Raw genomic sequence first — 21406 nt, 5'->3', positions numbered from 1 at the left:
CACACCGGAACCGCGGAGCAACGTGTTTCACGTGAAACCGTGGCCGGGCAGCCCCCACAGCGCACGCCGAGCCTGGACCGCCCCAGAGGGAATGTGCGAAATACACCGTTAAGCACCTTCGGCTCTACTGAGCTTTCATGAGCAACCTGCCGTTCGACGACACGACCGACTTCGCGAACGCCGACCGCGGGTTCGTCACCGCACTCGAACCGGCCGTGATCACCGCGGACGACGGCCGGGTGATCTGGGACAACGACGGTTACGCCTTCCTCGACGCGCCATGCCCCGAAACCGCCCACCCGAGCCTCTGGCGGCAGGCCCGGCTCTGTGCGCGGCAGGGGCTGTACGAGGTCACCGAGGGCATCTACCAGGTGCGCGGGCTCGACCTGTCGAACATGACCGTGGTCGAGGGCGAGCGCGGGATCGTCGTCATCGACCCGCTGCTCTCCGCCGAGACCGCCGCCGCCGCGCTGGCGCTCTACCGCAGCCACCGCGGCGACCGGCCCGTCACGGCGCTCATCTACACCCACTCGCACGCCGACCACTTCGGCGGCGCGCGCGGGGTGCTGCCCCGGGGCACGGAGGACGGCGTTCCGATCCTGGCCCCCGCCGGCTTTCTTGAGCACGCCGTCAGCGAGAACGTCTACGCGGGCAACGCCATGACCCGGCGGGCGATGTACATGTACGGCGACCGTCTCGCGAAGGCCCCCGACGGCCAGATCGGCGCCGGACTCGGCATGACCACCTCCACCGGCACGATGACGCTGATCCCGCCGACCATGGACATCACGCACACGGGCCAGGAGAAGGTGTTCGACGGCGTACGGATCGTCTTCCAGCTCACCCCGGGCACCGAGGCGCCGGCCGAGATGAACTTCCTGTTCCCGGACCACCGCGCGCTCTGTCTGGCCGAGAACGCCACGCACAACATGCACAACATCCTGACCCTGCGCGGAGCCGTCGTCCGCGACGCGCGCGTCTGGTCGCGTTACCTGGACGAGGCCGCCGACCTGTTCGGGGACGCGGCGGACGTCGCCTTCGCGTCACACCACTGGCCCACCTGGGGCCGGGAGAACGTGCGGGACTTCCTCACCACCCAGCGCGACCTGTACGCGTACCTCCACGACCAGACCCTGCGGCTGCTCAACGCCGGGCTGACCGGGCCCGAGATCGCCGAGGCGATCGAGCTGCCGCCCGCACTGGAGAAGTGCTGGCACATCCGTGGCTACTAGGGCTCGCTCAGCCACAACGTGAAGGCGGTCTACCAGCGCTATCTGGGCTGGTTCGACGGCAACCCGGCCCATCTGTGGGAGCACCCGCCGGTGGAGTCGGCCGAGCGGTACGTGGAGTGCATGGGCGGTGCCGACACCGTGGTCGCGAAGGCGCGTGACTACGCCGAGGCAGGCGATCTGCGGTTCGCCGCGACCCTGCTGAACCATGTCGTCTTCGTCGGCGCTTCGCACGCGGCGGCCCGGAGCGAGCTGGCCGGGGTCTACCGCAGGCTGGGTCGCGGCGCGGAGAACGGGACCTGGCGCAACTTCTACCTGATGGGCGCCAAGGAGCTCGACGAGGGCGCGGGCACCATCGTGCTGGACGCCGCGAACCCCGAGATGGCGATGGCGCTGACCGTGGAGCAGCTGATCGACTCGCTCGCCGTACGGGTCGAGGGGCCGCGCGCCTGGGGCACGGAGCTGGTGATCGACCTCGTCGTGACCGGCCCGGCCGAGTCCCGGCACCGGCTCACGCTGCACAACGGGGCCCTCACCCATCGCAGCGCCGACCGGGCGGACGGGGTGGACCGGTCCGGCTCCCGGGCACCGGCGGGGCTGACCCTCACCCTCACCAAACCGCAGCTGCTCTCCGTCCTGGCGGGCGGCGGACTCGACGGGATCGAGCAGAGCGGTGACGCGTCCCTGCTCGGCGACCTCTTCGCGATGCTCGGAGCCGGACAAATCGTTCCCGATCGTGACGCCGTAACGGTGAATCCCCTAGTCAGGGGGGTAGCTGAAGCGGGGGAATAGGTCGCGGGAGCGTCCCGTTGTAGGGTGTAGTTCAATGTTCAACCAATTCCTCGCAAGGCCGGTCCCCAAAGGCCGCCTCGCCAGGGCTACACCGACCACGCGGACCATCACAGGAGGCGGGCGCCATGCAGTTCGGGATCTTCACCGTCGGAGACGTCACCACCGACCCGACCACCGGCCGGACGCCGACCGAGAACGAGCGGATCAAGGCGACCCTGGCCATCGCGCAGAAGGCCGAAGAGGTCGGCCTGGACGTCTTCGCGACCGGCGAGCACCACAACCCGCCGTTCGTCCCGTCCTCCCCGACGACGACGCTCGGCTACATCGCCGCCCGCACCGAGAACCTGATCCTGTCCACGTCCACCACCCTGATCACCACCAACGACCCGGTGAAGATCGCCGAGGACTACGCCACCCTCCAGCACCTCGCGGACGGCCGCGTCGACCTGATGATGGGCCGGGGCAACACCGGACCGGTCTACCCCTGGTTCGGCAAGGACATCCGCCAGGGCATCCCGATGGCCATCGAGAACTACGCCCTGCTGCACAAGCTGTGGCGCGAGGACGTCGTGGACTGGGAGGGCAAGTTCCGTACCCCGCTGCAGTCCTTCACCGCGACCCCGCGCCCGCTGGACGGTGTCCCGCCGTTCGTCTGGCACGGCTCCATCCGCTCGCCGGAGATCGCCGAACAGGCCGCCTATTACGGTGACGGGTTCTTCCACAACAACATCTTCTGGCCGATGGAGCACACCGAGAAAATGGTCTCCCTCTACCGGCGCCGCTACGCCCACTACGGTCACGGCACCGCCGAACAGGCCATCGTGGGGCTCGGCGGCCAGGTGTTCATGCGCAAGAACTCGCAGGACGCGGTACGGGAGTTCCGCCCGTACTTCGACAACGCGCCGGTCTACGGCCACGGGCCGTCCCTGGAGGAGTTCACCCGCGAGACCCCGCTGACCGTCGGCTCCCCGCAGGAGGTCATCGAGCGGACGCTGACGTTCCGGGACGCGGTGGGCGACTACCAGCGGCAGCTGTTCCTGATGGACCACGCGGGGCTCCCGCTGAAGACGGTCCTGGAGCAGCTCGACATCCTCGGCGAGGAGGTCGTGCCCGTCCTGCGCAAGGAGTTCGCCAACCTGCGGCCGGCCGGTGTGCCGGAGTCCGCGCCCGTCCACCCGGCGGTCGCCGCCGCACGCACCGCCCGTACGACGGACAAGAAGGAGGTCTGACCGCGATGTTCGCCACCACACCGCTGCGCATCGTCGCCGTCTCGGCCGGGCTGAGCCAGCCGTCCTCCACCCGGCTGCTGGCCGACAGGCTGGCCGCCGCCACCCGCGAGCGCCTCGCGGCCGAGCAGGACCGGAACGTCGAGGTCCAGGTCGTCGAACTCCGTGACCTCGCCGTGGACATCGCCCACCACCTGCTCAGCGGCTTCCCCTCGGCCACCCTGCGGGAGGCGATCGACGCGGTGACGGAGGCGGACGGGCTGATCGCCGTGACACCCGTGTTCACCGCCTCGTACAGCGGTCTGTTCAAGTCGTTCTTCGACCTGATCGACAACACCGCGCTGACCGGCAAGCCCGTCGTGATCGCCGCGACGGGCGGCACGGCCCGGCACTCCCTCGTCCTGGAGCACGCGCTGCGGCCGCTCTTCGCCTACCTGCGGGCCGTCACCGTGCCCACCTCCGTCTACGCGGCGTCGGAGGACTGGGGCTCCTCGGGCGACGAGTACACCGAGGGCCTGCCGTCCCGGATCCGGCGCGCGGGCGGCGAGCTGGCCTCCGCGGTCCTGGGCCGCACGGTCTCCGGCGCCTCGCGGGCACCGGGCCTGGACGACGGGGAGGACGCGGTCGTCCCCTTCGAGCAGCAGCTCGCGGACCTGCGGCTGGACTGAGCCGGCGGGACGGAGAACGGGCAATACGGCCGGACCGGACCTGAACGGACCGGTCCGGCCGTATTGCCCGGTTTGGGTTGTCCGATTTGATTACAGTGGGGCTGGATGCGGCAACGCATCCTGTTCCGAGCCGCACCGAGCTGGAGGCAGATATGGGCAGGATCGTCGTGGGTGTGGACGGGTCCGATCCCTCGATCAAGGCACTGCACTGGGCCGTACGCCAGGCCGAGCTGACCGGTGACTCGGTGGAGGCCGTGAACAGCTGGGAGTACCCCGCGACCAGCTGGGCGTCGATGATGCCGGGCCTGCCGGAGGACTTCGACCCGCAGGCGCTGGCCACCGTCTCCCTCAACGAGGCGCTGGAGGAGGCCCTCGGCGCCGAAGGAGCCGCCGCGGTCACCAAGGTCGTGGTCATCGGCAACCCCGCCCAGACCCTGCTGGACCGGGCCCGGGGCGCCGGCCTGCTCGTCGTGGGCGCCCGCGGCCGCAGCGGTCTCAAGGCGACGCTGCTCGGCTCGGTCAGCCTCCACGTCACGCAGCACGCGCCGTGCCCGGTGACGGTGGTGCGCGACTGAGGGGTTTCCCTCGCCCGCGCCAGGCCCGCCCCCGCGCCGAGGCCCGCGCCCGCACCGGGGGTTTCTCCGCCGGAGGGGGCCGTTGTCAGTGGTGCCTCCTATCGTGTGGTCATGACCCCTGCTCTGTTCGGGCGTGACCATCCCGCAGGCGTCCTCCGCTCGGAGATCGTCCGGGCCACGGACAGCCACGGCGGTCTCGTGCTGGTCACGGGCGAGGCCGGGATCGGCAAGACCACCCTCGTCACCGACGCCGCGCACGAGGCGCGGCGGCGCGGGGCGCTGGTGGTCGGCGGTTCCTGCTGGGACTCCGACAGCACCCCCGGTTACTGGCCCTGGGTGCAGGTGCTGCGCGGCCTGCGCCGCTCCGCCACCGCCGCCGAGTGGGCGGCGGCCCAGGAGGCGGCGGACGGGCGGCTCGGCATCCTCCTCGGCGACCCGGCGCACGACGGCACGGCCACCGGACCGAGTACGGGAGATGCGGACGGGGACAGTGCGTCGGGGGCCTCGGCGGACGGCGCCGAGGCCTTCGGGCTGTACGACGCGGTGACCACGGCCCTCGTCACCGTCTCCCAGAGCCGCCCGCTGGTGGTGGTCCTGGACGACCTCCACAGCGCCGACCCGGCCTCGCTCCGCCTGCTCGAATTCGCCGCCCAGCACGCCTGGTTCGAGCGGCTGCTGCTCATCGGCACCTACCGGGACGTCGAGGTGGAGGCCCCCGGCCACCCCCTCCAGCAGCTGATCCTGCCCCTCGTCTCACGCGCCTCGGCGACCCTCACGCTGACCGGTCTGGGCCGCGACGAGGTGGGGGCGCTGATGGCCGTGACGACGGGCCGCGAGCCCGCGCCACAGCTGGTGGACGAGGTCCACCGGCGCACCGGCGGCAACCCGTTCTTCGTCGAGCAGACGGCCCGGCTCTGGCACAGCGGCAGCCCCGTCTCCACCATTCCGCCCGGGGTGCGGGAGGCGGTCCGGCAGCGGCTGAGCCTGCTGCCGGACGCGGTCGTCTCGCTGCTGACCGCCGCCGCCGTGCTCGGCCGGGAGTTCCGCCGGCAGGTCCTGGCCGTGGTGCACGGTTCCCCGGTCCCTCAGGTGGAGCGGCTGCTGGAGTCGGCGATCGTCGCCCGGGTCGTCGTCCCGCGCCCCTCCGGGAGTTACGCCTTCGCCCACGACCTGCTGCGCGAGACGCTGTACGCCTCCCTCGGTGACGCCGACACCCGCCGCCGCCACGCCGCCGCCGTACGGGCGCTGGACGCGCACGGCGGCCTCGGCGACACGGTGCGGCCCGGGGACCTCGCCCGCCACGCCCACCTCGCCGGGGAGGAGCTGGAGCGCGACCGCCGGATCGACCTGCTGCTCGCCGCCGCCCGGGACGCCTCGGGGCGCCTGGCCGACGAGGAGGCCATCGGCCACTACCGCCGGGCCCTCACGCTGGCGTCGGGGGAGGCGGGCTCGGAGGCTGCCGGGATGCCGGGCGGGCCGGGCGAGGCGGCTGCCGGTATGCCGGGCGGGCCGGACGGGGCGTCGCCTGGGCGGGTGCCGGTGCCCGACCGCCGCCGGACCGCGCTCATCTGCCTCGACCTCGGCGAACAGCTGCGGCACGCCGGGGAGACCGCCGAGGGGGACCGCCTGCTGGACCGGGCGGTCGACCTGGCACGGGAGCTGGACGATCCCGAGCTGCTGGCCCGGGTGGCGATCACCCTGTACCGCCGGGGCACTCTGGGCGGCGGCGGGGCGTTCACGGTGACGTTCCTGGGCGAGGCCCACCGCAAGGTCACCGGCAAGGACGGGCAGGACAGCCTCTCCGCCGACCGGCTCGCGCAGGAGCTGGCCATCCACATCATGGCCCTCGCCCGCAGCGGCTCGGACGACGAGGCCCTCGCCTTCTCCCTCTGGGCGCGCCACGACTCCGTGTGGGGTCTCGGCTCGGCGGTGGAGCGGCTCGGGCTGACCGACGAGATGGCTGTCGTCGGCCGGCGCACCCAGAACCTGGACATGGAGCTGCACGCCACCTCCATGCGGTGGGTGGCCCTGCTGGAGCTCGGCGACCCGGCCTTCATCGACCAGTACCGCACGTTCATCCGGGCCGCCGAGCGCTCGGAACTGCCCCGGTTCGCCCTGGCCGTCGCCGTCGACGGCAGCCTGATCGCCTCCCTCCAGGGCCGGTTCACCGAGGCGGCCGATGCGCTCAACGGTGAGGCCCTCGGCATGGAGGGCGAGGACCACGAGGCCTTCGGCTTCATGGGGTGCCATCTGCACTGGTCCCTGCACCTGCTCCGGGGGCGCTTCGCGGAGGCCGAGAAGGTCCTGGCCGCGCTGCCGGGGGCCCGGTATCCGTATCCCGGGCTGCTGGAGGCGCTCACCGCGGTGGAGCAGGGCGACGCGGCCCCGGCCCTCCGTCTGATCGCCGAGCAGTCGGACCGCCCGGCCCCCTATCCGCGGGCGTTCATGCCGCTCTGGCTCCGGCTGCTGGCCCAGACGGCCGCGACCACCGGCGACCGGCGCCTGATCACTCTCGCGGAGGACGAGCTCACCCCCTACACGGGCCAGTGGGTCGTCTCGCTGTACGGGTGCGACATCGGCGGCCCCGTGGACCTCTGGCTCGGGATGCTCGCCGCCGCCCGGGACGACCGGGACGCGGCGGTGGCAGCACTCACCGAGGCCGCCGCCTCCGCGGACCGCCTCGGCGCCCGCCCCTGGGCCGTACGCGCACGGCTGCACCTGGCCCGCTCGCTCCTCGCCCGCGCGGAGCCGGGCGACACCGGCCGGGCCCGCGGTCTCCTCGCCGAAGTGGAGCGGGAGACGGCCGAGTTGGGCCTGCACCACCTGGCCTCCGCAGCGACCGCCCTCCGCACGCCCCCGTCAGCCACCGACCACGGGACCCCCGCCGGCTCCCCCGCCCACGTCCCTGCTCCCGCCCCTGTTCCGGTCCCCGCCCCGGCCGCCGCCGAGTTCCGCCGCGACGGGGCCGTATGGCAGTTGCGCTGGGACGGGCGGACCGTGCATGTCCCGGACACCAAGGGGCTTCGGGACCTGCACAGCCTCCTGGGGCTCCCCGGTGCCGACGTACCGGCCGTGCAGCTGCTCGCCCCCGAGGGCGGGAGCGTCGTGGTCGCCGCCGGGCAGCTGGGTGGCGATCCGGTGCTCGACGAGGAGGCCAAGCGCCGGTACAAGGACCATCTGGGCCGGCTGGACGCCGAGATAGACCGCGCGGCGGCACGGGGCGACACCCGGCAGGTCGAGGCGTACGACCGGGAGCGGCAGGCCCTCCTCGACCAGTTGCGCACCGCGGCGGGCCTCGGCGGCCGAAGCCGCCGCCTGGACGACCGGACCGAGCGGGCCCGCAAGACGGTCACCGCCCGCATCCGCGACACCCTGCGCAAGCTGGACTCCCTGCACCCCGAACTGGCAGCGCACCTGCGGGCGGCCGTGACCACAGGCACCACCTGCGCCTACCGCCCCGGCCACGCCCCCGACTGGCAGCTGTGACCCGGGGCCGATGCGGCGCCGGGTCGTGGCCGGGGGCTCACAGCCGGTGTGTCACTTCCGTTTCATCACTTCCGACCGGTCACTTCCGGTTGTAGAGCCGCATCGTCACGGCGCCGAAGACCACCATGATCAATCCGGCCCACCCCAGCGACCAGGCGAGGTCGGACGCGGGCCAGTTGCCCGCCATCAGCTCGCGTACCGCCGTGGCCAGGTGGGTGATCGGGCTGTTGTTCACAAAGGCCTGCAGCCAGCCCGGCATCGTCTTCGGGTCGACGAAGACGTTGCTGAGGAAGGTGAGCGGGAAGATCACCATCATGCTGACGCCCATCACGGACTTCTCCGAGCGCAGCAGCAGCCCGAACATGGTCCAGATCCACGAGAACGCGAACGCGAAGACCAGCAGCAGGGCCACCCCCGCCAGCATCCCGAGCACTCCGCCGTCCGGCCGGAAGCCGATGATCATGCCGACGGTGAGCATCACCGCCGAGGCCAGGACATAGCGCAGGACGTCGCCGAGGAGATAGCCGACCATCGGTGCGGGCCGCCAGATCGGCAGCGTACGGAACCGGTCGAAGACGCCCTTGGTGATGTCGGTGTTGACCGAGACGCCCGTGTACATCGTGATCATCACGACGCTCATGACCAGGATGCCGGGCAGCAGGAACTGGATGTACTCCTGCGTGGAGCCGGCCAGCGCCCCTCCGAAGAGGTACGTGTACATCAGGACCAGCATGATCGGGAAAGCCGTCACATCGAAGAGCTGTTCCGGCACATGCTTGATCTTCAGCATGGCGCGCCAGCCGAAGGTGAGGGAGGCCGACAGCGCACTGGGCCTCGGCGGCCGGTCCAGGCCGACCAGGAGGGCCGAGAGGCGCTCCGCGTCCGGCGCGGCGAGCTCGACGTCCTCGAGCTCCGTCTTGGTGGTCGCGGTGCTCATGCCGCCACTCCCTTCTTGTCCGTGAGGGCGAGGAAGACCTCGTCGAGGCTGGGCTGTCCCAGCGAGAAGTTGTCGACCGTGATGCCGGACCGGGCCAGCTCGGCCAGGGCCCGTGCCGCCTGTTCCGCCGCGCCCCGGTCGGATCCGTGCGCGTCGATCCGGGCGGTCAGCGCCACCGGGTCCGCGTCCAGCTGGACCGTGGCGTCCAGCGCGAGGGAGAGCACCCGCTCGGCCTCGGGCCGCTGGGCGGCATCGCGCAGCCGCAGGTGAACGGTGCCGGAGCCGACGGAGGCCTTGAGCTCGCCCTTGGTGCCCTCGGCGATCACCCGGCCGTGGTCGATCACAGCGATCCGGGAGGCCAGCTGGTCGGCCTCGTCCAGATACTGCGTGGTCAGCAGGACCGTGGTGCCGTGCTCGACGACCGCGCGCACGATGTCCCAGACCTGGTTACGGCTGCGCGGGTCGAGTCCGGTGGTCGGCTCGTCCAGGAAGAGCAGGTCGGGGGTGTTGAGGATGGAGGCGGCGATGTCGATGCGGCGCCGCATGCCTCCCGAGTAGTTCTTCACCTGCTTGCCCGCCGCCTCGGTCAGCCCGAACCCCTCGAGCAGCTGGGCCGCCCGGTCGCGGGCCGCCGGCTTGGAGTGCCCGAGGAGCCGGGCGAGCAGGATGAGGTTCTCGCTGCCGGTCAGGTCCTCGTCGACCGAGGCGTACTGCCCGGTGAGACTGACCCGGCTGCGGACCGCGTCGGCTTCCTTCACCACGTCCTTGCCGAACACCCGGGCGGAACCGGCGTCCGGGCGCAGCAGCGTCGCGAGCATCCGTACGGTGGTGGTCTTGCCGGCGCCGTTGGGTCCGAGGACCCCGTAGACGGTGCCGGTCGGGACAGCGAGGTCGACGCCGTCCACCGCGCGGTTCTCACCGAAGACCTTCACCAGCCCCGTGGTCTCGATGGCCAGTTCAGTACTCATGAATCCATTCCTTGTACGTCGTCGTCGATGTTCGGGGGGCGGGTGCGGGGTGCAAGGCAAGGTGCGGGGCGCGGGAGCTCCGGTGTCAGGAGACGTAGGGGCGGACCGCCCGCGCCTCGCGCAGGGCCCAGCCCCACCATCCGAGCTGGTCGAGCATCAGCCGCACCGCCCGGTCCCGCGCGCAGGCCCCGGCGCGGTCCTCCAGCGGCGTGTGCAGGAAGTCGAGGGCGACCCCGTTGCGCAGGGTCACCGTGTGCAGCTCCGTGAAGACCGAGCGCAGGTGTTCCACCGCGTACAGCCCGGAGGAGCCGTGGCCGTAGCTCACGAAACCGACCGGTTTGGTCTGCCATTCGTCGTACGCGAAGTCGATGGCCTGCTTGAGGGAGGCCGGGAAGGAGCGGTTGTACTCCGGGGTGACCACGACGAAGGCCTCGGCCTTCCCGATCGCCCCGGCGAACTCCGTCATCTGCTCCGTCGCCCGCTCCGGATAGTGCACGGGGAAGTCGAACTCCGCGAGGTCCAGCACCACGAGGTCGAGCTCGCCCCGTACCCGAGCCCGCTCCACGAACCAGCGGCCGACCGCGTCGCCGATCCGCCCTTCGCGCGTACTGCCGATGATCACCGCGACCCGCAACGGGTCCCCGCCGTCACCGGCCTGCCCGGTCTCCCTGGCTTCTCCGGCCTCGCCGGTTTCGTCGGCCTCTCCGATCTCGCCGATCTGGCCGGCCTCCGCGTCGTCCGTCATCGCTCGCTCCTCCTCCCGCTCCCTCTCCGGCCTCCTCACCCATAGGGCGCCAGACGCCGGGGCGCGGCCGCCAGATGCAATCTGGCGGCCGCGAGCAGAAGAAGCCTCGCTCAGCGCTCCCGCGAGTAGAAGAAATAGAAAGTGGTCAGGAAGACACCCACGCCGACCACCAGCCCCAGCAAGGTCGACCGCAGCACGCCGGTATCCGTCAGGCTCACCAGGAATCCGATCGCGCAGGCGGTCAGAGCGCCGTACGACACCGCCCGCAGCCCGTGCGGCAGTGACCGCTGGATCCGGCCCAGCGCGAAGCAGAGAGCCGCCAGCGCCGCACCGGACACGAGGCCCAGGACGACCTGCCCGCCGGTGCTGGGGCCGCCGTCCCGGCGGATGAACGCGGCGTAGAACCCGTAGATGATGCCGAGCGCCAGAGGCAGCGCCACGGCGAGCGGAGTGAGACTGCGGGGCCGTGCGTGCGCACGGGCCCCCTTCCGGCCGGGCATGGCTGCGTGTGTGACCATCGCGGACAGCTCCTTCCGTCGCCCCGTCGCGCGCCCCCGTTCATCCAGAGCACACCCGCCCACGCGGCCCGGCAACTCGAACGGCGTACGGCCTGGAGCGGTCCGGCTCCGCAGGGGATTCCCTGGAGGGGTGCGGACCTCTCCCCCGGCGACCTCGAAGCCCTCGAAGGCCTCGGCGATCTCGGCGACCTCGGTGGCCCTCTCGGCCGTCCTGCTCGTCCTGCTCGCCGTCCTGGTGCCGTTCAGCGCGCTCTCCGCCTGGGTCGACCTGGAGATCGACGACACCGACCGGTATGTCGCCGCAGTCTCCCCGCTCTCCTCCGACCCGGCGGTGCAGAGCACCGTCACGGACCTGATCACCGACGAGGCGATGCGGCAGATCGACCTCGGCCCGCTCCAGGAGACGGTCCGGGACTTCCTGCACGAGGCCGTACGGTCCTTCACCTCCACCGAGGCCTTCCGCACCGCCTGGGACACCGCGAACCGGACCGCCCACGAGGCCGTGACCGCCGCACTTGGCGGCGACAGCGGCGAGGCGGTCACCATCGATCTGGCACCGGTGATCGAGCAGGTCAAGCAGGATCTGGTGAGCCAGGGGGTGCCGTTCGCGGATCAGATTCCCGTTCAGCCGACGGAGATCACGGTGATCGGCGCCGACCGTGCGGACTCCCTCAGGGACTCGTTCCACTGGCTGCGCTACTGCAGCATCTGGCCGGCCGTCGCCACGCTGGTCCTGCTCGTCCTGGTGGTGGGCATCGCGACGGTACGGGGCGGGCTCCGGGCCGCCCTGACCGCCACAGCGGCCGTCGGCGCCGGGTTCGTCCTAGGCGCGATCGTGCTGCTGATCCTGGTGGCGGTCGGCCGGAGCCGGGTGCTGGACGAGGTGCCGGGCAGCGACCGGGACGCGGCGGCCGCGGTGGTCGACGCGCTCACCGCCTCACTGCGGACCACGGTGTGGGCGGTGCTGGCGGTCGGCGCGGTCCTGCTGGTGGGGGCGGTGGTGGCCAGGGTGCTGCTGCGGCGCCGGAGGCCCGGGCGGGGGTGACCGAGCCGACCTTTCACGTGAAACACCCGTACGGATGTTTCACGTGAAACAACGGGACAGAACCCGCACCAGGGACCGCCGGTCGGCTCAGAGCTCCGGCGGGCGCCCCTGGAGGCGCTCCATCTCGCGACGGTCGCGCTTGGTCGGACGGCCCGTACCCCGGTCCCGTACCGGGACCTGGATCGCGAGCTCGCGCGGCGGCGGGGGCGGACTGTTGTCGACGAAGCACTCGACGGCCACCGGCGGCCCGACCCGCTTCTTCACGATCTTCGAGACGACCACCACCCGGTCCCGCCCCGCGTGCCTGAGCCGCACCTCGTCGCCGACGCGGACGGCCTGGGCGGGCTTGGCCCGCTCACCGCCGACCTTCACATGCCCGGCCCGGCAGGCGGCAGCCGCCTGGGCACGGGTCTTCGTCAGCCGGACCGACCAGATCCACACGTCGACCCGGACGCTTCCTTCCGCCTGCGGCGCGTCACCGGAAACCATGGGTCCGACTCTAGTCCGGTGGCCGCGCGGGGCGCCGTCCTTTACAGGCCGCACCTGTCGGGACGGCGCCCCGCGACCACCGTGCAGGGCACAGGCCTCATGGCCGGCGGGGCCCACGGGAAGGGCCGCCGGGGTCACACCCCGATGTCGCGTCCGTCCTTGCGCCAGACCGCGACCACGGACGGGCGGACGATCTTCCCGGGTCCGTCGGGCCAGGTGCTCGCCGGCTTCTCCACCGAGGCGCCGTCGACCTCGCCCGGGTGCTGGACGGCGACCAGGACGCGGCGGTCCTGGATGACGGGACCGCAGGTCTCCGCACCTGTCGGGACGGTCAGGAACTGCTTGAGCTCACCGCGCCGGTCACCGTGGGTCGCGACGCCGAAGAGACCGTCGTGCGAACCGAGCCGGTTGCCGTCCGTGGAGATCCACAGGTTGCCGTGGTCGTCGAACGCCACGTTGTCCGGGCAGGAGATGGGGCTGACGCTCTCCTTGGGGAAGCCGGCGAAGTACGTCGCCGGGTCGTTCGGGTCGCCCGCGACGAGGAAGAGCCGCCAGGCGAACCCGTCGCCCGCCGGGTCGTCCCAGTTCTCCGCGAGCTCCAGGATCTGCCCGTGCTTGTTGGCGTTGCGCGGGTTGGCCTCGTCCGCCCCGGCCTTGCCCTCCTTGCCACGGTCGGAGTTGTTGGTGAGCGCCACGTAGACCCGGCCGGTGCGCGGCGAGGGCTCGACGTCCTCGGGCCGGTCCATCTTGGTGGCGCCGACCTTGTCACCGGCCAGCCGCGTGTAGACGTACACCTCGTCGGCGGTCATGCCGGGCACGTGCGAGGTGGTACCGGTGGCCAGCGGGATCCAGACGCCGCTGCCGTCGAACTCGCCGTCGGTGGGCAGCTTGCCGGTGCCGTCGATCTCGGCGGCCGGTGAGTCGCCGGTCAGCTTCGCGACGTACAGCGTGCCCTCGTCCAGCAGCGTCAGGTTGTGCTCGCGGGCAGCACGCGATGTGCCCTTCTTCATCCGCTTGCTGGAGACGAACTTGTAGAGGTAGTCGAACTTCTCGTCGTCACCCATGTAGACGACCGGGCGCCCGTCCGAGGTCAGCCGGGGCTCGGCCGCCTCGTGCTTGAACCGGCCCAGCGCGGTCCGCTTGCGCGGGGTGGAGTCCGGGTCGTACGGGTCGAGTTCGACGACCCAGCCGAAGCGGTTGGCCTCGTTCGGCTCCTTCGCCAGGTCGAACCGCCGGTCGAACCGCTCCCACTTGCGCTCGGTGGCGCCGGTGCCGATGCCGTACCGCTTGTGCATGTCGGTGTTGCCGTTGGCGAAGTACTGGTTGAAGTTCTCCTCGCCGTGCAGCGTGGTGCCCCACGGAGTCGTGCCGCCCGCACAGTTGTTGAGGGTGCCGAGCACCTTGCGGCCGGTGCGGTCGGCGGACGTACGCAGCAGAGGGCTTCCCGCGGCCGGTCCGGTGACCCGGAATTCACTCGTGGCGGTGAGCCGACGGTTAAGAGGGTGACGGCTGACCGGGCCCAGCTTTCCGGTGCGGTGCTCCTCCTGGACGACGACCACGGAGAGTCCGTGCGCGGCCCAGGCGATCTCCACCTGCTCGCGCGTGGGGTTGGCCGGATCGTAGCCGCGGAACATGAGGATCTCGTCCGTGTACTCGTGGTTGGCGACCAGGACCTGACGGCCGCGCTCACCGCGGAGCGGGAGGAGCGAGAGGAAGTCGTTGTTGTAGCCGAACTGGCCCGCCTGCGCCTTGGCGGACTGCTTGTCCGGGTTGAAGGCGGGCGCCCCGCGCAGGATGGGTTCGCCCCAGCGGATCACCACGTTCTGGCTGTACCCGTCGGGGATGGTGACCTTGTCGTTCTTGTTGGGCGCGACCGGCGAGAACCGCAGGCCCCGAGCGCCGGACGGGGCCGGTTTGTGGGGCGGTTCGTGGCCGTGCCCGGCAAGCGCGACGGCCTCCGCCTGCGGGGCGTTGGGGCCGGTCAGCGCGGCCGTTCCGGCTGCGGCGGCGACCGTCACGACGGCGGCTGCACGCATCATCGAGCGGCGCGAGACGGCACGGGCGATGATGTCACCCGCGTACTCGTTGTCGCTGGTGTTCGGGGTCTCCTTGAAGCAGGCGTCCCCGCAGCGGAAGCGGCAGGTCAGCGCGGAACGCCCGCCCGGGTGGGAGCTGATGAGCGGCAGCAGATTACGCACGTGGATTCCCTCCGTCGGTGTGTCGTGCGTGACGCTAGGTGCACCCCCACGCGGTCCGAGGGACTCCCGGTGAACGGCGGGTGAAGTCCGGGCCACCGCTGTTCTCTTGGAGCCGTACGTGAACACCGCCCCGGACACCGGCCCGGACTCGGTCCGGGATCGGTTTCGGCTCGGTTGGCGCGGGGGTGGGCCGGACCGGCGAACGGCCGGATCCGGCCGCTAACCTTACGTATCCGTCCTGGCCAGGGATGAAATCACCCAGGTCGGACATTCCCCGCACCCAACTCATGCGAAAGGCCTCGCCCATGGGCATTCGGAGCTTGCTGCGTAAGGTGTTCGGCCGCACGGAGCAGGACGAGCCGACCACGGCCACCGTCCCGCCCCAGGCCGAGCGCACCCCGTCCACGGAGCCGGAGCCGGAGACCACTTCGGCGGCCGCGTCCGCGACGGAGGCCAAGGCGTCGATCCCGGCCCCGGCTTCGCCCTCATCGTCTTCCCCCCTTTCCTCTTCTTCCTCGCCCACCTCGCCTTCTTCGACCGCTTCCGAGTCCGCGGACGCCACCGAGCGTGACGCAGGCGCGGCGGACCTGGTGGCCGCGGCGTTCGACAAGGCGGCCACCGCCCCGGCGACTTCCTCGCCGACCGTCCCCGCACAGGGCTCGGGCCCGGACGCGGAGCCGAAGGCGGAGGCCGTGGCAGAGCCCGTCGCGGAGGCCGTGGCGGAGCCGGTCGTGGAACCGGTCGTGGAGACCGTCGCCGAGCCGGTCGTGGAGACCGTTGCCGAACCCGTCGCTGAGCCGGTCGCAGAGACCGTGGCTGAGCCGGTCGCCGAGCTGGTCAAGGCGGAGGAGCCCGTCGCCGAGCCCGTGAAGGCCGAGGAGCCCGCGTCGGCCCCGGCCGTGGAAACGGCCCCCGAGCCGACCGCAGAGCCGGCCCCGATCACGATCGACTTCGACCTGGATCTCGCCCCGGAGCCCGCGCCGGAGCCGGCCCCGGCTCCCGAACCGGAAGCGGAGCCGGTCGCGGCGGCCAAGGCCGAGCCCGCGCCGGAGGCCGAGCCGGACCCTGCGTCCGAGCCCGAGACCGCCCCCGCCGCCCCCGCAGCGGCGACCGCCGAGCCGGAAGCCCGGCCGGAGCCGGAAGCGGAAGCAGCGCCCGCCCCCGAGGCCGCCCCGCAGACCTCAGCCCCCACCGAGGTCACCAAGCCCATCGAGGTCACCGAAGCGGCCGGAACCACCGCACCCACCACCGCAGCCCCCGAGGCGGCAGCCTCCGCCGCCAAGCCCGCCACCCCCCTCGCCCGTGTCACCTCGCGCGCCCCCCAGCTCGTCGCCCCGTACAAGGCGGCGCAAGCGGCGCTCAAGGCGCACGGGCTGGCCGGGCTCCGCGCCCGGGTCTACCTGGTGCTCGACCGCTCGGGCTCCATGCGGCCGTTCTACAAGGACGGCAGCGCCCAGCACCTGGGCGACCGCGCCGTGGCGCTCGCCGCGCACCTGGACGCCGACGCCACCGTGTCCGTCGTCTTCTTCTCGACCGACATCGACGGCACCGGCACGATCGAGCTGGCCGCCCACGAGGGCCGAGTCGACAAGCTGAACGCGGGTCTGGGGCGCCTGGGCCGGACGAACTACCACCGCGCGGTCGAGGAGATCGTGGTGCACCACGAGAAGTCGCAGGAGACCGGACCGGCTCTGGTGATCTTCCAGACGGACGGCCCGCCGGACGCCAAGCAGCTCGCCCGCCAGGCACTGGCGGACGCGGCACGGCTGCCGCTGTTCTTCCAGTTCGTCGCCTTCGGCGAGCAGGACTCGAAGGGCTTCGACTTCCTGCGGAAGCTGGACGCCCCCAACGCCGCCTTCTTCCACGCGGGCCCGGCCCCGCGCGAGATCGCGGACGCCGAGCTCTACCGGGAGATCCTCGCCGGGCTGCCTGCCTGGACCGCGGCGCGCGAGGCCCTTACCGAGGGCTGAGCGACCGCAGGCTGATCGACCGGCAGCCGTACGGTCACGGCGAGACCGCCGCCCTCCGGGCCCGGTACCGCCGTGACCGTACCGCCGTGGGCCACCGCGATGGACCGCACGATCGACAGCCCGAGGCCGGACCCCGGCCCCATCCGGTCGCGGCCCTCGCCCCGCCGGAACGGCTCGAAGAACCCCGCGATGTCGGCCTCGGAAACCACCGGGCCGGTGTTGCGCACCACCAGGGCGCCGTCGCCGGTCAGCGAGATGTCCACCGACCCGCCCGGCACGTTGTACGTCACCGCGTTGGCCAGCAGGTTCGACACCAGCTGGGACAGCAGCAGCCGGTTGCCGCGCACGGGACAGGGCGACACCTCGACGGTCACGGCCGGATGCCGCCCGCTCTCCCGCCGCGCCCCCGGACACCGGCCCGTCTCCTCGCGCACCACCCGGTCGAACCGGACGTCCTCGCGCTCGTCGGCGGCCAGCCCCCGTTCGCTGCGGGCCAGCACGAGCAGCCCCTCTATGAGCCGCTCGCTGCGCCGGTTGGTGTCCAGCAGCGTCTGCCGGGTGCGGACGAGATCCTCTGGCGTCGGGTCGTCCAGGCCCACCTGGATCGCCGCGCGCTGGGTGGCGAGCGGGGTCCGCAGCTCGTGCGAGGCGTTCGCGATGAACCTGCGCTGGCTGTCGAAGGCCTTCTCCAGCCGGGCCAGCAGCGCGTCCAGCGTCTCGCCCAGCTCCTTCAGCTCGTCGTCGGGGCCGCTGGAGGCGATCCGCTCGTGCAGCGTGCGCTCCGAGAGCCTGCGGGCCTTCGCCGTCATCGCGTGCACGGGCCGCAGCACCCGGCCCGCGATCCACCAGCCCACGCCGACCGCGCCCGCCGTCATGACGAGGAGCGCGGCGATCGACCAGTACATGTGCTGCTTGCTCGCCGCGTCACTGACGTTGTCGGTCAGTTCGTAGAGGGTGGGGGCGCCGACCGAGCTGCGGGCGATGAACGGTCCGTTGACGGGATACCCGGGCGGAACGACGACGGCGGAGGAGGCGATGGCGCGCGCCTCGGAGTCCGTACCGGCGCGGGAGGCCACGTTGACGGTGGCGAGCAGGGCGGTGCCGAGGACCAGGAAGACACCGCCGTACACGAGGGCTATGCGGGTGCGGATCGTGGAGTGCGGCAGCTTCGAGGCGTCCATCAGCCGCCGCAGCCGGGAGCCCGCCCACGAACCGGTCGACGGCTTCACAGGGCGTACCCGACGCCCTGGACGGTACGGATCAGTGCGGGCTCACCGAGCTTGGCGCGGAGTTTGCTCATGCAGACCCGTACAGCACCGGTGAACGGGTCGGCGTTGGCGTCCCAGGCCCGCTCCAGCAGCTCCTCGGCGCTGACCGTCCCGCCGTCGGCCTCCAGGAGCAGCTGCAGCACGGTGAACTCCTTGGGGGAGAGATCCAGCTCCCGGCCGTCGCGGAGCGCGGAGCGCCGTACGGTGTCGAGCCGGACGCCGTACCGCTCCAGCTGGGGCGGTACGGGTCTGGCGCTGCGCCGGCGCAGGGCACGGACCCGGGAGACCAGCTCGGGGAACTCGAACGGTTTGCTGACGTAATCGTCGGCTCCGAGGTCGAGCCCGGCGACCCGGTCCTCCATGGCGCCGGAGGCGGTCAGCATCAGGATCCGGGTGCGGGAGCCGGAGGCGACCAGCCGGCGGGCCACGTCGTCGCCGTGGACGCGGGGGAGATCGCGGTCGAGCACGACGACGTCGTAGTCGTGCAGCCCCAGGTAGGCGAGGGCGGCGTCCCCGCTGTAGACGGTGTCGACCGCGAAGCCGGCCCGGCGCAGCCCGGTCGCGACCAGTTCCGCGAGGATCTCCTCGTCCTCGGCGACCAGTACCCGCATGGTGATGTCCCTTGCCTCGTGCACGCTTGTCCGCTCCCTCCCAGGATGCGACTTTCCTGGGGGAACCATTACGGGAAGGGATGTTTCGCAAAGCTCTCCACCCACGGGGCCCGCCTTATCGATGTGAGTGGATCTTCAACCGACCGTTAGGATTTCGACCATGGCGGCCACTGGATCCGAGAAGCAGGGGGCGACGGCGTACTACGTCTCGACCCCCATTTACTACGTCAACGACGCTCCTCACCTGGGCCACGCCTACACGACCGTCGCAGGCGACGTGCTCACGCGCTGGCACCGCCAGCGCGGCGAGAAGGTGTGGTACCTCACCGGCACGGACGAGCACGGTCAGAAGATCATGCGCACGGCCGAGGCGAACAACGTCACTCCGCAGGCTTGGTGCGACAAGCTCGTCGAGGAGGCGTGGAAGCCCCTCTGGGAGCATCTGAACATCGCCAACGACGACTTCATCCGGACGACGGAGAAGCGGCACACCGACCGTGTGCAGGAGTTCGTGCAGGACCTGTACGACAAGGGCGAGATCTACAAGGGCGGGTACGAAGGCCCGTACTGCGTGGGCTGCGAGGAGTACAAGCTCCCCGGCGATCTGATCGACGGCGAGGGCGAGTTCGCCGGTCAGAAGCTCTGCCCGATCCACAAGAAGCCGGTGGAGCTCCTCAAGGAGGAGAACTACTTCTTCAAGCTCAGCGAGTACGGCCCGAGGCTGCTGGAGTTCTACGCGGCGAACCCGGGCTTCATCCAGCCCGAGTCGGCGCGCAACGAGGTCGTGAACTTCGTCGAGCAGGGCCTGCAGGACCTGTCGATCTCGCGCTCGACCTTCGACTGGGGCGTCCCGGTCCCGTGGGACGACAAGCACGTCATCTACGTCTGGATCGACGCGCTCCTCAACTACGCGACGGCCGTGGGCTACGGCGCCAACCAGGAGAAGTTCGACGGTACGTTCCCGGCGGACGTGCACCTGATCGGCAAGGACATCCTCCGCTTCCACTCGGTGATCTGGCCCGCGATGCTGATGGCGCAGGGCCTGCCGCTCCCCGGCAAGGTCGTCGCCAACGGCTGGCTGATGGTCGGCGGCGAGAAGATGTCCAAGTCGAACCTGACCGGCATCAAGCCGCAGGACCTGACCTCGCACTTCGGCGTGGACGCGTACCGCTGGTACTTCCTGCGGGCCATCGCGTACGGCAGCGACGGCTCGTTCTCCTGGGAGGACTTCACCGCCCGCTACACCTCCGAGCTGGCCAACGACTACGGCAACCTCGCCTCGCGCGTGGCGGCCATGGTCGGCAAGTACTTCGGCGGGGCGCTGCCGGAGGCCACGGCCGCCGGTGACGCCGAGCGGGCCGTGCAGGAGGGCCTGGCGAAGGCCGTCGCCACGGCCGACCTGAAGATCGGCGAGGAGCTGGACTTCCAGGCCGGCATCCTGGCGGTCTTCGACTTCGTGAAGCAGGTCAACGGCTACATCACGGAGCAGGAGCCGTGGAAGGTGGCCAAGGACACCACCCCCGAGGGCCAGGCCCGCCTGGCGACCATCCTCTACACGGCCGCCGAGGCACTGCGCGGGGTCGCGGTCCTGCTCAACTCCGTGATGCCGGAGACCTCGCAGAGCCTGTGGGAGTCCCTGGGCGCCGAGGAGTCCCTGGGCGCCCTGGCCGACCAGAGGGTCCAGGACGCGGGCACCTGGGGCATCCTGCCCGCCGGCGCGACGGTGACGAAGGGCGCGGTGCTGTTCCCGCGCCTGGAGGAGAAGCCGGCGTAGCCACCGCCGTACGTACGCCAGGAGCCCGGGACCACCGTTCATGGTCCCGGGCTCCTGGCGTACGGCGTCGGGTCACCGCCCCAGCGTCTCCGCATCCCCCATCACGATCACCGGGTTCATCGCCGGGTCCAGGGTGCGCAGGAGTTCCTCCATGCGCTCCTCCGGGATGGAGACGCAGCCCTGGGTGGGGCCGCCGTGGTCGACGTGGATCCAGATGCCGCCGCCGCGTTCGAGGCCGAGGGGGCGGGTGCGGTCCAGCGGGGTCACGCCTTCCGTGCGGTTGTAGTTGATCGCGACGACGTAGTCGAAGGAGCCTTCCAGGGGCTCCCCGAAGAACCCCTCGCCGTCCACCGCGAACCGGGGGTGTTCGTCGTACGGGAGCATGGCGCCCGGGTCGGGGAGTCGGCCGCCCGCGTCGGTGAGTGTGTAGACGCCCCTGGGGGACCTCAGGTCGCCCGCCACGTGGTGGTCGGTCCAGCCCTCCATGCCGTTGTGGGTGTCCCACGGACCGGCAGCCGGTGCCCACCCCTCCGCCGGGTCCTCGCGGCTGTACAGGACCGCGCTGGACCGGTTGGCGTCCTCGTCCTCCCCGGTGACGACGAACGCCTGGCGGGCCTCCTCGGGGATCTGCGCCCGGGTCAGCGGCCCCAGGCCCGGGATCTCCGCGGGGCTCGGCGCCGGCTCCGCTTCGGCCGGCTCCCGGAGTACGGAGGCGGCGTCGGACTCCGGGCCCGCGGCGCCCTGCCCCGGGGCGGCGACGGGAGCCTTCGCAGGCGCGGTGCCGGACGCGCAGCCGGTGAGCAGCAGGGCCAGGACGAGGAGCGGTGCGGTGAGCAGGGCATGCGGGCGGCACGGGACGGACACGGTGGCGGGCTCCTCGGGTGACGGCGGACGGCGTGGCGGGGCG

16 protein-coding genes and 1 pseudogene are annotated in these 21406 nt (G+C 71.7%); 8 read left to right on the top strand and 9 right to left on the bottom strand.

The features are described from left to right. The first annotated feature begins 137 nt into the window (after positions 1-137). The 5 genes and pseudogenes from ACK8N7_RS18890 (at position 138) to ACK8N7_RS18870 (ending at position 7976) form a co-directional block, all read left to right on the top strand. A pseudogene (locus tag ACK8N7_RS18890) lies at positions 138-1977 on the top strand (alkyl/aryl-sulfatase). Positions 1978-2146: 169 nt separating this feature from the next. Continuing rightward, the gene (locus tag ACK8N7_RS18885; RefSeq protein WP_500443326.1) at positions 2147-3250 is read left to right on the top strand and encodes an LLM class flavin-dependent oxidoreductase; all 1104 of its coding nucleotides are present in this window, start codon (positions 2147-2149) and stop codon (positions 3248-3250) included. Positions 3251-3255: 5 nt separating this feature from the next. After that, positions 3256-3915, top strand: coding sequence for an FMN reductase (locus tag ACK8N7_RS18880; RefSeq protein ID WP_015609721.1), 660 nt, complete (start codon positions 3256-3258; stop codon positions 3913-3915). A gap of 152 nt (positions 3916-4067) precedes the next feature. Further along, a complete protein-coding gene (locus ACK8N7_RS18875) occupies positions 4068-4490 on the top strand; it encodes a universal stress protein (protein WP_403213464.1) in 423 nt (140 codons plus the stop codon). Positions 4491-4601: 111 nt separating this feature from the next. Continuing rightward, positions 4602-7976, top strand: a complete 3375-nt coding sequence (locus ACK8N7_RS18870) for an ATP-binding protein (RefSeq protein WP_403213466.1) — start codon at positions 4602-4604, stop codon at positions 7974-7976. Positions 7977-8055: 79 nt separating this feature from the next. Here ACK8N7_RS18870 and ACK8N7_RS18865 read toward each other — a convergent pair whose 3' ends face one another. The 4 genes from ACK8N7_RS18865 to ACK8N7_RS18850 all read right to left on the bottom strand — a co-directional run bounded on the left by ACK8N7_RS18865 (position 8056) and on the right by ACK8N7_RS18850 (position 11144). Continuing rightward, complete coding sequence (locus ACK8N7_RS18865) at positions 8056-8913, bottom strand: ABC transporter permease (protein WP_403213468.1); 858 nt, start codon at positions 8911-8913, stop codon at positions 8056-8058. Next, positions 8910-9881, bottom strand: coding sequence for an ATP-binding cassette domain-containing protein (locus tag ACK8N7_RS18860; RefSeq protein WP_403213470.1), 972 nt, complete (start codon positions 9879-9881; stop codon positions 8910-8912). Before ACK8N7_RS18860 ends, ACK8N7_RS18865 begins: the two co-directional genes overlap by 4 nt. Before the next feature lie 85 nt (positions 9882-9966). After that, on the bottom strand, positions 9967-10626 hold the full coding sequence (locus ACK8N7_RS18855) for an NADPH-dependent FMN reductase (RefSeq protein WP_500443323.1): 660 nt from the start codon (positions 10624-10626) through the stop codon (positions 9967-9969). Positions 10627-10736: 110 nt separating this feature from the next. Further along, a complete protein-coding gene (locus ACK8N7_RS18850) occupies positions 10737-11144 on the bottom strand; it encodes a hypothetical protein (protein WP_403213474.1) in 408 nt (135 codons plus the stop codon). A gap of 130 nt (positions 11145-11274) precedes the next feature. On the opposite strand from ACK8N7_RS18850, the gene ACK8N7_RS18845 reads away from it, so the two are divergent. Further along, entirely contained in the window at positions 11275-12189 is a 915-nt protein-coding gene (locus ACK8N7_RS18845) for a hypothetical protein (protein ID WP_403213476.1), read from the top strand. An 87-nt stretch (positions 12190-12276) separates the two neighbouring features. On the opposite strand, the gene ACK8N7_RS18840 is transcribed toward ACK8N7_RS18845, so the two are convergent. Together ACK8N7_RS18840 and ACK8N7_RS18835 are read right to left on the bottom strand one after the other, a co-directional pair. Continuing rightward, positions 12277-12678 carry an RNA-binding S4 domain-containing protein gene (locus ACK8N7_RS18840; protein WP_015609729.1) on the bottom strand — a complete coding sequence of 134 codons (402 nt, stop codon included), beginning with the start codon at positions 12676-12678 and terminating at the stop codon, positions 12277-12279. 134 nt (positions 12679-12812) lie between these two features. Further along, positions 12813-14876 carry a PhoX family protein gene (locus ACK8N7_RS18835; protein ID WP_403213478.1) on the bottom strand — a complete coding sequence of 688 codons (2064 nt, stop codon included), beginning with the start codon at positions 14874-14876 and terminating at the stop codon, positions 12813-12815. A gap of 305 nt (positions 14877-15181) precedes the next feature. Here ACK8N7_RS18835 and ACK8N7_RS18830 point away from each other — a divergent pair, with 305 nt between their 5' ends. Next, entirely contained in the window at positions 15182-16846 is a 1665-nt protein-coding gene (locus ACK8N7_RS18830) for a VWA domain-containing protein (protein WP_500443320.1), read from the top strand. Here the strand turns inward: ACK8N7_RS18830 and ACK8N7_RS18825 are convergent. Both ACK8N7_RS18825 and ACK8N7_RS18820 read right to left on the bottom strand, forming a co-directional pair. Then, entirely contained in the window at positions 16780-18027 is a 1248-nt protein-coding gene (locus ACK8N7_RS18825; RefSeq protein WP_500445786.1) for a sensor histidine kinase, read from the bottom strand. The two genes, ACK8N7_RS18830 and ACK8N7_RS18825, sit on opposite strands and share 67 nt — an antisense overlap. A gap of 44 nt (positions 18028-18071) precedes the next feature. After that, complete coding sequence (locus tag ACK8N7_RS18820; RefSeq protein WP_403213923.1) at positions 18072-18725, bottom strand: response regulator transcription factor; 654 nt, start codon at positions 18723-18725, stop codon at positions 18072-18074. Positions 18726-18885: 160 nt separating this feature from the next. On the opposite strand from ACK8N7_RS18820, the gene metG reads away from it, so the two are divergent. After that, positions 18886-20499 carry a methionine--tRNA ligase gene (gene metG / locus ACK8N7_RS18815; RefSeq protein ID WP_403213482.1) on the top strand — a complete coding sequence of 538 codons (1614 nt, stop codon included), beginning with the start codon at positions 18886-18888 and terminating at the stop codon, positions 20497-20499. Between the two features lie 72 nt (positions 20500-20571). Here metG and ACK8N7_RS18810 read toward each other — a convergent pair whose 3' ends face one another. Continuing rightward, complete coding sequence (locus ACK8N7_RS18810; RefSeq protein ID WP_500443319.1) at positions 20572-21363, bottom strand: L,D-transpeptidase family protein; 792 nt, start codon at positions 21361-21363, stop codon at positions 20572-20574. Positions 21364-21406: the final 43 nt, after the last annotated feature.

Source organism: Streptomyces griseobrunneus (genome assembly GCF_046713465.1).
In the GTDB taxonomy this organism is placed as follows: domain Bacteria; phylum Actinomycetota; class Actinomycetes; order Streptomycetales; family Streptomycetaceae; genus Streptomyces; species Streptomyces microflavus.
This window is presented reverse-complemented; position numbering and strand designations above follow the sequence as displayed.

Bases quoted from the DNA above. Each gene is read 5' to 3' on its own strand.
- ACK8N7_RS18870 (WP_403213466.1), top strand. From the start codon at position 4,602: ATGACCCCTGCTCTGTTCGGGCGTGACCATCCCGCAGGCGTCCTCCGC.
- ACK8N7_RS18840 (WP_015609729.1), bottom strand. From the start codon at position 12,678: ATGGTTTCCGGTGACGCGCCGCAGGCGGAAGGAAGCGTCCGGGTCGAC.
- ACK8N7_RS18850 (WP_403213474.1), bottom strand. From the start codon at position 11,144: ATGGTCACACACGCAGCCATGCCCGGCCGGAAGGGGGCCCGTGCGCAC.
- ACK8N7_RS18825 (WP_500445786.1), bottom strand. From the start codon at position 18,027: ATGGACGCCTCGAAGCTGCCGCACTCCACGATCCGCACCCGCATAGCC.
- ACK8N7_RS18820 (WP_403213923.1), bottom strand. From the start codon at position 18,725: ATGCGGGTACTGGTCGCCGAGGACGAGGAGATCCTCGCGGAACTGGTC.
- ACK8N7_RS18855 (WP_500443323.1), bottom strand. From the start codon at position 10,626: ATGACGGACGACGCGGAGGCCGGCCAGATCGGCGAGATCGGAGAGGCC.
- ACK8N7_RS18880 (WP_015609721.1), top strand. From the start codon at position 3,256: ATGTTCGCCACCACACCGCTGCGCATCGTCGCCGTCTCGGCCGGGCTG.
- ACK8N7_RS18865 (WP_403213468.1), bottom strand. From the start codon at position 8,913: ATGAGCACCGCGACCACCAAGACGGAGCTCGAGGACGTCGAGCTCGCC.
- ACK8N7_RS18875 (WP_403213464.1), top strand. From the start codon at position 4,068: ATGGGCAGGATCGTCGTGGGTGTGGACGGGTCCGATCCCTCGATCAAG.
- metG (WP_403213482.1), top strand. From the start codon at position 18,886: ATGGCGGCCACTGGATCCGAGAAGCAGGGGGCGACGGCGTACTACGTC.
- ACK8N7_RS18885 (WP_500443326.1), top strand. From the start codon at position 2,147: ATGCAGTTCGGGATCTTCACCGTCGGAGACGTCACCACCGACCCGACC.
- ACK8N7_RS18860 (WP_403213470.1), bottom strand. From the start codon at position 9,881: ATGAGTACTGAACTGGCCATCGAGACCACGGGGCTGGTGAAGGTCTTC.
- ACK8N7_RS18830 (WP_500443320.1), top strand. From the start codon at position 15,182: ATGGGCATTCGGAGCTTGCTGCGTAAGGTGTTCGGCCGCACGGAGCAG.